Below are 13,865 nucleotides of genomic sequence, written 5' to 3'. Positions count from 1 at the left end.
GGCTAAGTTTTCCGTTGCAGTTTCCTGGGGTGGTGTAGTGATGAATTCTTCCCCTGCATACTCCCAAACAGGTACATCTGTATTATTGGTTGGATGTTCTTGAGGTATCGTCCGAACTACAAATTCTTCCCCTGTATATTCCCAAATGATTTCTTCGACATTTTCTGTGGAAACTTCATCAACTGCGTTTGCTGGCGGTTGTGCAGTTGCTGGAGGCGCTAATTCGTCATACTCCCACAACGATTCACCCAAGTTACGCAATAAATTTTGTCCCGGAGTATTTAACATCGGGTCACTTTCTTGAGTCTCCGCAATGGCTTGTTCCCATTCATCCGTATCTCGCGTTATTAATCGGATACCAATGTCATAAGAAAGTTCACCAACTTTGCCAATGTTGAGTTCCCCAAGTTGTACCAACTGCGTTGCTAACTGCTGATTAGGCGCAGGTGAGATTAACAATCTTTCACCAAAACTGAGCAACCAATCTATCCAACGCTCTGTACTAATCCGGTCTTCCATGCGTTGAAGATATCTGATAGCCCATTGTTGTCCCCGTCCTTGATGTACCCCTTCTAGCAGTTGGGTAAACAGAAGTTCCAAATCAGCATTAGTTAATTCAGGAGGTGGTTCTACCATCTCCTGTTCCCTAAAGGTTTTTAAAGTCTGTTTACTACCAGTGGGCTGGTTTGAATGTGTTTTAAGCCACTGCCATAGCTGCGTGAGCATCTGCACATACTCTGAAGGTTTTGTTTATCCTAGATTGTAGCGATCGTTATGTCAAAAAAGCCTAGATTTGCGTGAAACCCACTGCTATTAACGGGTTTATCTGGTAGATGTTTAGCAAAAATATACAAAACTTTGTTAGTTGTTATCCATTGACTCAAGCTGGCGCTTCATCTGAAGTTGAGTTATTAGGCATATAGTATTGATTCACCAACTCTTTGATAATTACTTCTGGATCGTCAGATTCAATTCCCAGTTGCTGAGAAATTTGCTGGCGTAAGTTGTGATCTTCCTGCATCATGCCAAATAACTGCTCTAAGGTGACAGTTTGATAATCTCCTTCTGAGCCATTGTCAACGGTTTCTGTGTCTTCTGGTTCTACGTAGTTTTCTAATGATGGGAATGTGCTGACAGCATCTGGCCCGTCATATTCCCAGATAGATTCACCCGAATTACCAGAATTACGGGTCAACAGCTGCATCCCAATTTCGTAAGCCTCATTACCAATTTCGCCGACACCTAAATCACCCAGTTGGACTAACCGCGCGGCTAACTCGTTATTTGGTGTAGGTGCTGCTAGTAATTTTTCGCCAAAGCGGCGTAACCACTCTATCCAACGTTCTGAAGAAACACGATGTTCAATATTGTGCAGCCATTTGAGCGCCCAAGCCTGTCCTCGCGCCTGATGTACTCCTTCTAAAAGTTCGGTGAACAGAAATTCTAAATCTGTATCACTCAGAGGCGGTGCTGACTCTTGTTGGACATTTACCTCGGCTTTTTTAGAAGTCGATTTTCTCCCAAACAAACTCTGGAAGAGGTTTTTGAGCCATTGAATTAACCGCTTGAGCATTTGTCGCACCATAAAGTGTATTGTCTACCCTAAGATTGTAGCGATCGCTCTGGACGATGGCGTTGGTGCAGTTAAGAAAATGTACATTCTGAAGTGTGAAGTCTGAAATCTTAAATTCAGACTTCACACTTCAGACTTCAGACTTCATATTTTTATAGTTCAAATGTACTATAATAAAAACAGACACGCTGCGTTTAAAATATGTGAACGCCAAGTTAGGCGTTTAATCTCAAATTTATTCTGAAAATGGACTGACATTTTCCTTCCATGCCTTACGAACCCCTGCACCACAAGTATCGTCCAAAAAGTTTTGCTGAACTAGTGGGGCAAGAGGCGATCGCTACCACCTTAATTAATGCTATCCGTACAGCTAAAATTGCCCCGGCTTATTTATTCACCGGGCCAAGAGGTACGGGTAAAACATCTAGTGCCAGAATTCTGGCTAAATCTCTCAATTGTCTCAAAAGTGACAATCCAACAGCCGAACCTTGTGGTGTTTGCGATGTCTGTCAGGGAATCACTAAAGGCTATTCTTTAGATGTAATTGAAATTGATGCTGCTAGTAATACTGGTGTCGATAATATCCGCGAACTCATCGAAAAAGCACAGTTCGCCCCAGTGCAGTGTCGGTATAAAGTGTATGTAATAGACGAGTGCCTCACAGGAGATTCTCTGATATTGACTGATGAGGGACTCTTCAGAATTGACGACCCCAAACTTAAAGGCAAGAAAGTTCTTAGTTATAACGACTTATCAGGTCAATGGGAGTTCAAAAAAGTCCTGAGATGGTTAGACCAGGGACAACGTCAGACTCTGGTCATCAAAACAACTAAGCGTGTAATTAAATGTACAGGTAATCATTTAATCAGAACAGAGCAGGGATGGATAGCAGCAAAGAACATAAAAGAAGGAGCGAAGATACTATCCCCTGTGAATGTGGCTGTGGAAACCTCATTTACAAATATGGAACGGATGGGCGCATCCGCCGATTTGCGAGAGGCCACCAGTTTAAAGGCAACAAATACGGACAAAAATCTTACGACCTGGAATCTATTCTTCAAGCAGCAGAAGCGTTACGACCCTTGTGTGCTTGTGGATGTGGAGAAAAACTCTCTATTCCTGACTATTTACAGCGTAAAGGCAGAGGAATCGCCAGTATACAATCTTATTGGCAAAGACACCCATACCAAAAAGGACACGGAATTTGGCAACTCAGAACAGAAAAATTTCTGGCAAATGCCGCTGTTCTACAACCAGAAACATTCGGACTTATTTACGGAACTTTGCTGGGAGATTGTGCCATCTCTTACCCCAACAAACACAGTAGATTTCCAAGATTGTGTTGGACACATGGTGAAAACCAGCGAGAATGGCTGGAATACAAAGCACATCGCCTTCAACAATTGTGTCCCAATCTGGGAATTACAGATAACAAAGGATATGGAAACATATCAGTTACCTGTAAGACCATGTGCCATCCTCAACTCAGGGATGTTTTTGAAATCGTCAAATCGAACAGCAACAGAAAAATTGTTTCGATGGACTGGCTTAATCGAATTACCCCAGAAGGACTTGCTTGGTGGTATTGTGACGATGGGTCGCTCAGTCTTACACCAGCAGGTAGCCCCCAAATTCAGTTACATACAGAAGGATTTTCAGAGCAAGAAAACCAACTTATTGCCAATTGGCTTACAAATATGGGATACCCAGCAAAAACAAGGTGTTACATCAGAAATAGTACAGGTAAGCAATACCACTATATTTGGATGGGCGCAAATAGCAGTAGAAAATGGCTGGCAGAACTCAAACAATATTCCATCCCCACAATGGATTACAAGTTTGGAAACGGTAGAATCTGTTCACCTCGATGGAATTGAGCGAGTTTATGATATTGAAGTAGCTGACAATCATAACTTTGTGGCAAATGGACTGTTAGTTCATAACTGTCACATGCTCAGTACTCAAGCATTTAATGCGTTACTAAAAACACTAGAAGAGCCACCAAGACACGTAGTTTTTGTTCTCGCCACTACAGACCCCCAGCGAGTTTTACCAACAATTATTTCTCGGTGTCAGCGGTTTGATTTTAGACGCATTCAACTAGAGGCGATGGTGAAGCATTTAAATGCGATCGCCTGGAAGGAAAGTATTGAGATTTCCGAAGAAGCTGTCACCTTAGTAGCGCAAATATCCCAAGGTGGTTTACGGGATGCGGAGAGTTTACTAGACCAACTAGCCTTGTTATCTGGGCAAGTCACACCCGATAGAGTGTGGGATTTAGTAGGTTCCGTCAGCGAACGAGACTTGTTAGCATTATTGGGTGCGATCGCTCAAGATAATCCAGAAGCAATTTTAGACTGTAGCCGTTACATTCTCGACCGGGGTAGAGAACCACTAACTATTCTGCAAAATCTCGCCAACCTCTACCGCGACTTACTCATTGCCAAAACCGCCCCCAATCGCCAAGATTTAGTAGTTTGTACTGAGCAAACTTGGGCAGCCTTAATTGAATTGGCACAAAATTTACATATCAGTACAATTTTGGCAGGACAACAACACCTGCGAACAGCCGAAGTTCAAATTAAAAATACGACTCAGCCGCGTTTGTGGTTAGAAGTGACATTACTCGGATTATTACCCAGTGCCAGTATTCAGCCAGCCGCTACAGTTGTTTTACCAAAAGTCAGCATACCCACACCACAAAATCATCATCACCCATCACCACCAGCAACCGCAAAACCTGCTCCCCCACCTTTAAACGCGCAACCCATCTCACCGCAGCCTTTACAACCAGTTACCGCAGAAGTAATACCTTCAAACCCGCAACCCATCTCTCCGTCACCGCCTGTACAATCAATTACGCCTGAACCTGTCGCCCCAGAAGTCACATCAGAAACTGCACAACCAGACTTAACAGAAATTTGGCAGCAAGTACTGAGTAATATTCAGTTACTTCCCCGCCGCGCATTGTTAGGGCAAATGTGCCATCTGATTGAGTTTGATGGTAATAGTGCGCGTGTAGGTGTAAAACCTGCATGGTACGACAAAGTTAAATCTGATCTCATTATGATTACAGAGGCTTTTCAGCAGACTGTAAATCGCAATGTTGAAGTGAGTCTCGAAAAAGCTACTGCTGCAACTTCTTCTACCGCCAGAAAAGAACCCTCAAACAACGGTTCTAATGGTATTCAGCCGCCTGGACTTCCTAAAAACAACAACCATCATCCAGCACCAGCACCACAGGCGTTTACACCTCCACCTATACAAGTACAGCAACCACCTGTTACACCTCCACCCGTCAAAACTGAATTTTCCGCAAATGGCAATGGTAATAGTAACGGTACTGCTAACATCCAATCACCCCCACAACCCACACAAAATTCTTCTGAGGAATGGGAAGAAGTGACAAGAGCCGCCCAACATTTAGCACAATTTTTCGATGGGCAAATTGTCCGTTTTGCCGATGATAGCTCAGATTTATCTGGCTCCATCATGCCATCTGATTGGGTAGATGAAGCAGAAGTAGATGATTAGAAGGAAAAGCAAAAAGTAAAAAGGCAAAAGAAAAAATTCTTTTGCCTTTTTACTTTATTCAATTTTATTTTTCTATTCGGCGCTACCAGAATGCACTGTCTTTACCCATTTCAGGCGCTTTGGTCTGATGGACATCCGCGCAGTGGTACTACTCATGACTACTAACCAGTGCAACATATATAATGTGCCGCGCAGGGTTTGTAGTAGTAACACTGGATAGGTAGCAACGGTGAATTTTTGCTCTTGGCGTATCCGCCGCAATCCGGCAAACATCCCAAAAACAGACATAGACACAGATAAGGTCGTGACTGGGCCTAGCAGTGGTAGGCGATGCCGAGTAATTGCCATTAATAAATCTGGAATGGCAGCTGTTGGCAAGATGTACATGGTAATCATAAACATGAGCATATCCCACGTTTTGCGGGTACCCATGCGGTTTTTCAAAATCAGATCCCAGTAATCTAAATAACGCTGATAGCCACCTTCTGCCCAACGGTTGCGCTGATGCCAAAGGGCGATCGCATTGGTAACACCTTCTTCTTGCACGGCTGGGGAGAATACGCACTCAATATCCCAGTTGTCCAAGTGCAAACGGAAGGTCATATCCAGATCATCGGTGATGGTTTCCTCATTCCATCCACCACAACTGTCTAAGGCTGTGCGTCGGACGAATTGACCGTTACCTCGTAGTTCGCCAATGCCACCTAAAGCAATGCGCTGCTGTTGGAACCAAGTGTCCAGTGCCATTTCTGCCATCTGTCCCTTAGTCCAAAAATTTTCTTTGGCGTTGGCGATCGCTTTACGCACCTGCACCGCGCCGACCTTTTCTCTTTGAAACAAAGGTACTATCTGGAGTAGCAAGTCTGATGGCACTTGAGCATCAGCATCAAACACAGCGATAATTTCGCCTTTTGTTTGTGGCAAAACCTGATTTAAGGCTCCCGACTTACCACCACCAGCTTGGGGTGAACGCCGCAAGACTTTGAGTTTTTTGTATTGTTGTGCCAGTTCTGCTAGGATTTGCGGTGTTTTATCGGTACTGTTATCGTCAATTATCCAGACTTCATATTGCCCATCTGGATATTCCAGACTGCAAAGACTCTTGACTAATTTACCAATTACCGCTTCCTCATTTTTTGCAGCTACCAACAAAGATACAGAGGGTAATTCGCCCTGCATTTCTTTTTGATAGCGGCGGGGTCTAGAAAATACCACTACTAGGGCATGAAGTCCCATAATTGTGGTCAATCCTAGGACAAATATATAAGCCCAAGAAGCCAAGTGTAGAGCGATCGTCCCACTCCAAACTATTGACAAAACCAGAGCAGCTTTACGTCTACGTCCTTGAAACCGAGATGGTTGAGACAAATTGTTTGCCTCAACTAGTGACTCTTCTGTAGCTGATAGGTCAACTAACAGAGAGTCAAGCGGGTCAAGCTCTTTGTATGAATCGTGTTCAGGCCAGGAATTCGCTGGCATAGGTTACTTAATGCAATACCAGTATTTTTCTACACCCATGAATAAGCTGGGAATTATTTAACGTCAAACATTAACTCTGCTATCTGTGTTTATCTGCTGCATCAGCAATATGTTGCCTTGGGATGGCAACTGTAGATTAAGCAAAGTAATCGCAAGATAGGCACAGCTTATAGTTGTGAGACATTGCAATCAGCGCGTTTATTACCTAAATAGTAGGTTTTTTGTCGCTACTGCCCAGCTTTGAGAAAAGCTAATGCAGCCTTATTGTAACCGAAATTTTAATATTTCTTAGTAGTAACTTTTGTTGTGCTATCACAAAGTCAAAACTAAAAAGACAAAATGCAAAGAATTGCTTATTTTTTGTTTACATAAATTAATATTCTTTTTGCGTCATAGCATATTCTTACCCCTCCACCTCAGATTGGTTCGTTTGTAGTGTGTATTACAGCTATTTTTTTGGGAATACTATTGACAACTACTAATATCCCCAGTTTCAACTAACTTGAGGAATATTCAACAATGTCTATTGAGCAACTACAGCCTGCTACTCAGCAGCAAGCAAGCGTTTATTTGCCTTATATTCAGGGTACAAAGCGAAATTTCTTGCCCTATGCCATCAGTCTCTATCAAAAAGGCATTGTCGAAGGGCATCGCAAAATAGAAGCCAGCGACAATATTCCCTTTGTGGCTTCCTGGAATGTCGCCACCCTACCTTCAGACTTGACACGCTGCCGAATGCAGTTTGATGGTAATGCTGATCTCAATTATGAAGTAATGATGGCCAGCTTTGAGTTTATTGGTTTTTTAATTGAATTAATGGACAACTATAAACGTTATCGTGTGACAGACTTTTCCCAATCCTTTTACCGCAAGTTACTGCGGATTGATGAATAAAACAATTCCCTAAAAGTCTAGGGTATAGGATAGCAAGGGAAATTGTTTTCCCTTGAACCTAGCTCAGGCATTGAATATTGCAAACATTGATGTATGTTATATTTCATAGATTTATCATCAAGCCTAAAACAGTTAAAGCATTATTTTAAATACCCAGTAGTTAATAACTTTATAGAATAAATACTGTAAATAAAATCTATTTTTTTAACCAAAAAAATGTTAATTCTCAAAAACTATGCTCACTAAGAGCGTAAGTCTTCTGCTGGAACAAACTAAAATTAGGAAACACCTAGCTGGGTTCTACTTCCTTTTGAATTTAGGAGTGCATGTGTGCCAAAATCTGCTAAACATCTTCTGATTGGCTCAACCGAAACTTACAGTGGAAAATCTGCAACAGTTTTGGGTTTGTCTTATCAGCTACAGCAAAAAGGGCTGGATATAGCCTACGGGAAACCGCTGGGAACTTGTTTGAGAACATCTGGCGGCACCATAGTTGAAGAAGATGTCCAGTTTATTGCTTCTAGCCTTAACCTAGCAGCAAACCGCATTGCGCCTACTATGCTGGCTTTAGATGAAGTCAGTGTCCAGAAACGTTTAAGCGGCGAAGATAACAATAATTATCGGCAGTTGCTAGTACAGCAATATTTGCAAGTTGCTCGTGGAGATTTAGTCTTACTGGAGGGGCCAGGCAATTTAACAGAAGGGCATTTATTTGACTTATCGACTTTACAAGTAGCAGAAGAATTAGATGCTGCTGTCTTGTTGGTAACTCGTTACAACTCGTTACTGTCCCTGGATGCTTTATTAGCGGCTAAACAGCGTGTAGGCGATCGCTTGGTTGGTGTTGTCCTCAATGATATTCCAGCCAAGGAATTAGAGATGGTCAAAAATCTTGTTCGTCCGTTTTTAGAACAGCAAGGTATGGCTGTACTAGGAACACTGCCGAAAAATGATTTACTGCGGAGTGTCAGCGTAGGTGAACTAGTAAACCAGTTAAACGCTGAAGTTCTCTGTCGCAGCGATCGCTTAGATTTGATGGTAGAAAGTCTGGCAATTGGCGCAATGAACGTCAATGCAGCCGTCAAGTATTTCCGCAAACGGCGTAACATGGCAGTAGTCACAGGAGGCGATCGGGTAGAAATTCAACAAGCAGCTTTAGAAACCTCAACCCAATGTCTGATCCTCACAGGACAATTACCACCACCGCAATTTATTCTCAGCCGTGCTGAAGAACTAGAAATTCCGATTTTATCTGTGGACTTAGATACCCTCACTACTGTAGAAATTGTTGACCGAACTTTTGGTCAAGTCCGCGTTCACGAACCAATTAAGGTGCAGTGCATCCGCCAGTTGATGAATGAGCATTTTGACATTGAGCGTTTGTTACTTAAACTTGGCTTAAGTCCAGCTACAGCCTTGTCCTAGCCGCACAAAATGACCCAAGATGCCAGTTAGCTATGCAGCTAAATGTTGTGTTTTTGTTTCAAAACTAGCATTCGTCATGGTACTCAGTTTCTTTCTTCAGCAAGCTTGCGGAGTTTATCCATCACTTCTGGTAACACTTTTTGAAATTTTCGACCTAATAGGTTGCTGAATAAAAAAGACAAAATTCCAGTGAAGGAAATCTCATGTGTAAAGAATGTCTCGCTTTGGTTTACGGTGAGATAACGTCTAACGTTGAGCTTGCACAAAGGCAACTGAGTGGTAAATGTATAGCTCTTTTTTGACTCGAATTCCGAGATAAAAAACACAGACACAGGGGCATTCTTGGGTTTTAGCTTTCCTCTAGCATAGAGGGTAAAATCTCCTTCAATAGATGCGAACTCTAGTTCTGTATCCCATTTCTGCCAGTTATTCACATCAACCCATATCTCCCAGATTTGTTCCGGTGTGGCATTGGTTTTGACTGTTTGACTGAATTTCATATTTTCCAACAATACGTAAATGTAGTAAATTTCGCATTCAGGTTACCTAACTCCCCCCAGAAGGAATAAGTCAAGAGTCCAAAAAAAGGCTGATTTTGACCATTGACAGTTGACTATTGAGAGAATTATCCAGCTACTTAGTTAAATAATTCAAAAATTGTAGCCATCTATGACTTCATCTAGCTTCTTACCTACACTCTGTTTGGTAAAATATCTAGGTCGTTAAATTCTAATTAATTCTATCTTTGAGCCAGTCAATAGACCTGATTAACCTCGATACATTAGCGCAAGAACTGGCGACAATTCAGCAAACAGGTTCTAAGCGAATCGCTTTGCTGGGTTCTCGTCATGTGCCGATTACGCATCAAAATCTGATTGAAATGATGACATACGCTTTGGTGTTATCAGGCAATCGGATTATTACCTCTGGGGCTACGGGAACGAATTCAGCCGCCATCAAGGGCGCAATGCGGGCTGATCCCAATTTGCTGACTGTGATTCTTCCCCAAAGCTTGGAACGCCAGCCTTTAGAATCTCGGCAGCAGTTAGAACAGGTAATGCACTTGGTCGAAAATCCGAGTAATGATAACCTGTCTCTGGCTGAAGCGAGTTACATCTGTAACAAAGAGATTGTCTCGCGTTGTCAGCAATTAATTTGTTTTGCTTTTCATGACAGTCGCACTCTGCTACAAACCTGTGGAGATGCGGAAGAACAAAGAAAAGTAGTAACTTTGTTTTACTTTGATTAGTCATTTATCCGTTGTCATTTGTCCTTTGTCATTTGCAATTTACTAATGACCAATGACCAATGACTAATGACTAATAACTATGGACTATTAACTAATGACTATTTTTTTGTACTGTATTGCAGCGGCGGCTGTACTGATTTATCTGCCGTTTTTGGTGGTGGGTTATGCCCGTGTCAGTGTGGGATATGATATATCCGCGCCTCGCGCTATGTTTGATAAATTGCCACCTTATGCTCAAAGAGCTACTTGGGCGCATCAAAATTCTTTTGAAACATTTATGATTTTTGCTGTCGCAGCACTGATGGCCTATATAACTCAGGTTAATTCTCCTGTGGCGATGGTGGCGGCGATCGCTTTTGTGGTGGCACGTTTGCTATACTCTATCTTCTATATTTTGAATATACCGCTTTTGCGATCGCTGATGTTTGCTATTGGTTCTCTTAGCTCTGCAACTCTCATCTGCTTCAGCATCATTCAAGCAAATAATTAAGAGTAGGGAAGAGGAAAGAGAATACCAATTACCCATTACCTCATCCACAATCCCAAATCCAACATTTTCTATGGCTTCAACTTACTCCTTTGACATTGTGAGCGATTTTGATCGACAAGAATTAGTTAACGCTGTTGATCAAGTTGTGCGAGATATTACCAGTCGATACGACCTGAAAGATACTAAAACTACGGTTGAGTTAGGTGAAACAACAGTTACTGTGAATACAGACAGTGAGTTTACTCTAGATTCTGTACACAACATTCTGCGAGAAAAAGCTGCCAAGCGTAATCTCTCTCAGAAAATTTTTGACTTTGGCAAAGTTGAATCTGCTAGTGGTAATCGTGTACGTCAAGAAATTACCCTCAAAAAAGGTATCAGCCAAGATATTGCCAAGCAAATTTCTAAATTGATTCGTGACGAATTTAAAAAGGTACAAGCTTCAATTCAAGGTGATGCTGTACGAGTTTCTGCAAAATCAAAAGATGATTTGCAAGTTGTCATTCAACGGCTAAAACAAGAAGACTATCCAGTTGCATTACAATTTACGAATTATCGTTAGAAAATACCTAAATCTAGTTAAAGAGTTTTTCCAATAAACTGCCAGTGAGTTCTTGTTCGTTGGCAGTTTATTTTATTTTCAACGCCAAGGTATGCGGAATTTTTTTCAAAAAATTAGGTACATATTCATGGGGAATTGGTATAAGAATTAATATTGTACTTTTTCTGCCGTCTCAGCGGATTCATCCACACTTCTAATTTGCTAAATACTTGGGAAGAAAGCAGTGTCAAACACAAGTAAACTAAAGCTATACCGGCATAGATTTCAAAGGCACGATAGTTCCCGGCGATAATCAATTGTCCTTTACGTAGCAATTCTTCAAAACCAATAACTGAAACCAAGCTGGTATCTTTTAATAAGCTAATAAATTCATTACCCAAAGGTGGAATCATCCGCCGGAAAGCTTGGGGAAAAATTACATAAACCATAGTTTCTGTTGCACTTAAACCAAGTGATTGCGCGGCTTCAGTTTGTCCTGGTTCAATTGATTGAATCCCGGCGCGGACAATTTCGGCAATATAGGCGGCGCTATTTAAACTTAAAGCGAGTACTCCTGCAACTAAGGGGTTAAAGTTCAAGGTAAAACCAAGTTGTTGAGCAAGTGCTGGTATGCCAAAATAAATCATAAAAATCTGTACCAGCAAAGGCGTTCCGCGAAAGAAATCTATATATGCTCTTGCTAACCAACGCACAGGTTTAATCAGAGAAAGGCGAACAATTCCTATTAGGGAACCACCAACTAAACCCAGCACAACAGAAAGAATTGTTAATTGCAGTGTTACTAATGCACCTTGTAATAGTAGGGGAAAAGCCCGCCAAATTACATTTAATGAGGTGAATAAATTAGCTTTATTTCCATTAGCCTGATTTTCAAAAGGAGACTTGGTAGGTAATGATGGTGGTTCTGCTTTAAACCATTTTTTGTAAATTTGGGAATACTCGCCATTTTTGAGAACTCTATCTAAACCATCATTAATGAGTGTTAAATTTGGCGAGTTTTTAGCAGTGACAATTCCGTAATATTCTTCTGTGAGTAATTGTTGAATAACTTTAATACCCTGGAGATTGCCAGTATTAATGGCATATAAAGTTACAGGTGCATCATTAATTACCGCATCCACATTCCCATTAACTAATTCTTGCAAGGCTAGAGGTGCAGAATCAAAACTGCGAATCTGCACGCCGGGAATACTTTTAGCTTTTTCTGCGCCAGTTGTCCCAATTTGGACGGCTAGTTTTTTATTCTTGAGACTATCCAAACTAGTAATATTTTGATTGTTGTTACGAACTGCGATCGCCAATCCCGCTTTAAAATAAGGACGGGAAAAATCAACTGTCTGGGCGCGTTCTTTAGTAATGGTGATGGAACTAATCGCCGCATCTATGGTTTTGGCTTGAACGGCGGGGATAATGCCATCAAAAGGTATGCTTTGAAAACTTACTTTAAAATTAGCAGCAGTGGCGATCGCATTCATTAAATCATAGGAAAAACCTTGCAATTTGCCGCCTGCGCCTTGAAACTCAAAGGGTGGAAACGCTGGTTCAGTTGCTACCCGCAGAGTTTTGCCAGTACTATCATTCACACTACACCCAGTTAGTAAGGCACAACTCAAACCAACCACCAACAACCAGCGCCACCAACGCCTAAAATTTAATCTAATCATCTTTATTTATAATGGGCTATGAAAAATTCTAACCCTATCATTATTTTTGAAAATATTGAAAAAAACTTTGGTTCCCTGAAAGTTCTCAAAGGAATCACAGGCGAAATTCAATCAGGGGAAGTTGTGGCGGTGATTGGTGCTTCTGGTTGTGGTAAAAGTACCTTACTGCGATGCTTCAACCGTTTAGAAAGGATTGATCATGGTTCTTTGGTAGTGAACGGGATGGAGTTATCTCAACCGAATTTCCAGACTCAACAACTGCGCCAACTGCGAACCCAAGTGGGAATGGTTTTTCAACAATTCAACTTGTTTCCCCATCTCAGCGTTTTAGAAAATCTCACACTAGCGCCGCGAAAAGTTTTAGGCAAAACTGCCAAAGAAAGCGCCCAAATCGCAGGGTTATATTTAGAAAAAGTTGGTTTATTTGATAAAGCCTCAGCTTATCCCGAACAACTCTCTGGCGGACAAAAGCAAAGAGTGGCGATCGCCCGTAGCTTATGTATGAATCCCCAGATTATGCTATTTGATGAGCCTACCAGCGCTTTAGATCCTGAACTTGTCGGTGAAGTTTTACAAGTTATGCAGCAATTAGCCGCCGAGGGAATGACAATGGTAGTTGTCACCCATGAAATGCAATTTGCTAAAGAAGTCGCCCATCGGGTGATATTTATGGATAAAGGTGTTGTCGCCGAACAAGGCGCAGCTTACGAAGTGATCACAAATCCGCAAAGCGATCGCCTGCGTACCTTCCTTAGCCGCCTCGACAAAGTGTGAAGTATGAAATTTCATACTTTTACAAAAATTCCCGCAAAAAATCAAACGGATCATCTTCCCAACAAGGTTCAGGAGTCCTCAAGTGCAAATTGTTGTTGATGTCAGCTTCAATTTCGTCGCTATCTTCTCTGTCAAAAAGTTCTATCAACGCTTTCCAGTCGCGTTGTCTGAGGGAATTTAACACAGGTGCATACATTTGTAGATTGATTAGAGAGTTCACA

12 protein-coding genes and 1 pseudogene are annotated in these 13,865 nt (G+C 41.7%); 7 read left to right on the top strand and 6 right to left on the bottom strand.

What is annotated here, in order from left to right:
- A pseudogene (locus NCWK1_RS04090) lies at window positions 1–726 on the bottom strand (hypothetical protein); the annotation flags it as partial.
- Between the two features lie 154 nt (window positions 727–880).
- Window positions 881–1,585 (bottom strand): hypothetical protein, encoded by a 705-nt coding sequence (locus NCWK1_RS04085; RefSeq protein ID WP_096579993.1) that lies wholly within the window; start codon window positions 1,583–1,585, stop codon window positions 881–883.
- A 255-nt stretch (window positions 1,586–1,840) separates the two neighbouring features.
- On the opposite strand from NCWK1_RS04085, the gene dnaX reads away from it, so the two are divergent.
- On the top strand, window positions 1,841–5,107 hold the full coding sequence (gene dnaX / locus NCWK1_RS04080; RefSeq protein WP_103123808.1) for a DNA polymerase III subunit gamma/tau: 3,267 nt from the start codon (window positions 1,841–1,843) through the stop codon (window positions 5,105–5,107).
- Window positions 5,108–5,179: 72 nt separating this feature from the next.
- Here the strand turns inward: dnaX and NCWK1_RS04075 are convergent, their stop codons facing one another.
- Complete coding sequence (locus NCWK1_RS04075) at window positions 5,180–6,586, bottom strand: glycosyltransferase family 2 protein (RefSeq protein WP_096579997.1); 1,407 nt, start codon at window positions 6,584–6,586, stop codon at window positions 5,180–5,182.
- 519 nt (window positions 6,587–7,105) lie between these two features.
- Between NCWK1_RS04075 and ebsA the strand changes: the two genes are divergently transcribed.
- Complete coding sequence (gene ebsA, locus NCWK1_RS04070) at window positions 7,106–7,480, top strand: type IV pilus biogenesis protein EbsA (protein ID WP_015112342.1); 375 nt, start codon at window positions 7,106–7,108, stop codon at window positions 7,478–7,480.
- Between the two features lie 330 nt (window positions 7,481–7,810).
- A complete protein-coding gene (locus NCWK1_RS04065) occupies window positions 7,811–8,905 on the top strand; it encodes a phosphotransacetylase family protein (RefSeq protein WP_096579999.1) in 1,095 nt (364 codons plus the stop codon).
- An 83-nt stretch (window positions 8,906–8,988) separates the two neighbouring features.
- On the opposite strand, the gene NCWK1_RS04060 is transcribed toward NCWK1_RS04065, so the two are convergent.
- Window positions 8,989–9,405, bottom strand: coding sequence for an SRPBCC family protein (locus NCWK1_RS04060; RefSeq protein ID WP_103123807.1), 417 nt, complete (start codon window positions 9,403–9,405; stop codon window positions 8,989–8,991).
- 245 nt (window positions 9,406–9,650) lie between these two features.
- Here NCWK1_RS04060 and NCWK1_RS04055 point away from each other — a divergent pair, with 245 nt between their 5' ends.
- The 3 genes from NCWK1_RS04055 (at window position 9,651) to NCWK1_RS04045 (ending at window position 11,206) form a co-directional block, all read left to right on the top strand.
- On the top strand, window positions 9,651–10,154 hold the full coding sequence (locus NCWK1_RS04055; RefSeq protein ID WP_015112345.1) for a hypothetical protein: 504 nt from the start codon (window positions 9,651–9,653) through the stop codon (window positions 10,152–10,154).
- A gap of 94 nt (window positions 10,155–10,248) precedes the next feature.
- Window positions 10,249–10,644 (top strand): MAPEG family protein, encoded by a 396-nt coding sequence (locus NCWK1_RS04050; protein ID WP_096580003.1) that lies wholly within the window; start codon window positions 10,249–10,251, stop codon window positions 10,642–10,644.
- Window positions 10,645–10,714: 70 nt separating this feature from the next.
- Entirely contained in the window at window positions 10,715–11,206 is a 492-nt protein-coding gene (locus NCWK1_RS04045; protein WP_015112347.1) for a YajQ family cyclic di-GMP-binding protein, read from the top strand.
- A 125-nt stretch (window positions 11,207–11,331) separates the two neighbouring features.
- Here the strand turns inward: NCWK1_RS04045 and NCWK1_RS04040 are convergent, their stop codons facing one another.
- The gene (locus NCWK1_RS04040) at window positions 11,332–12,870 is read right to left on the bottom strand and encodes an ABC transporter permease subunit (protein WP_103123806.1); all 1,539 of its coding nucleotides are present in this window, start codon (window positions 12,868–12,870) and stop codon (window positions 11,332–11,334) included.
- 18 nt (window positions 12,871–12,888) lie between these two features.
- On the opposite strand from NCWK1_RS04040, the gene NCWK1_RS04035 reads away from it, so the two are divergent.
- Window positions 12,889–13,644, top strand: coding sequence for an amino acid ABC transporter ATP-binding protein (locus tag NCWK1_RS04035; RefSeq protein WP_096580007.1), 756 nt, complete (start codon window positions 12,889–12,891; stop codon window positions 13,642–13,644).
- Window positions 13,645–13,663: 19 nt separating this feature from the next.
- Here the strand turns inward: NCWK1_RS04035 and NCWK1_RS04030 are convergent, their stop codons facing one another.
- Window positions 13,664–13,864, bottom strand: coding sequence for a hypothetical protein (locus NCWK1_RS04030; protein ID WP_245894818.1), 201 nt, complete (start codon window positions 13,862–13,864; stop codon window positions 13,664–13,666).
- Window position 13,865 lies beyond the last annotated feature (1 nt).

It is taken from the genome of Nostoc cycadae WK-1 (assembly GCF_002897135.1).
GTDB lineage: Bacteria > Cyanobacteriota > Cyanobacteriia > Cyanobacteriales > Nostocaceae > Nostoc_B.
This window is presented reverse-complemented; position numbering and strand designations above follow the sequence as displayed.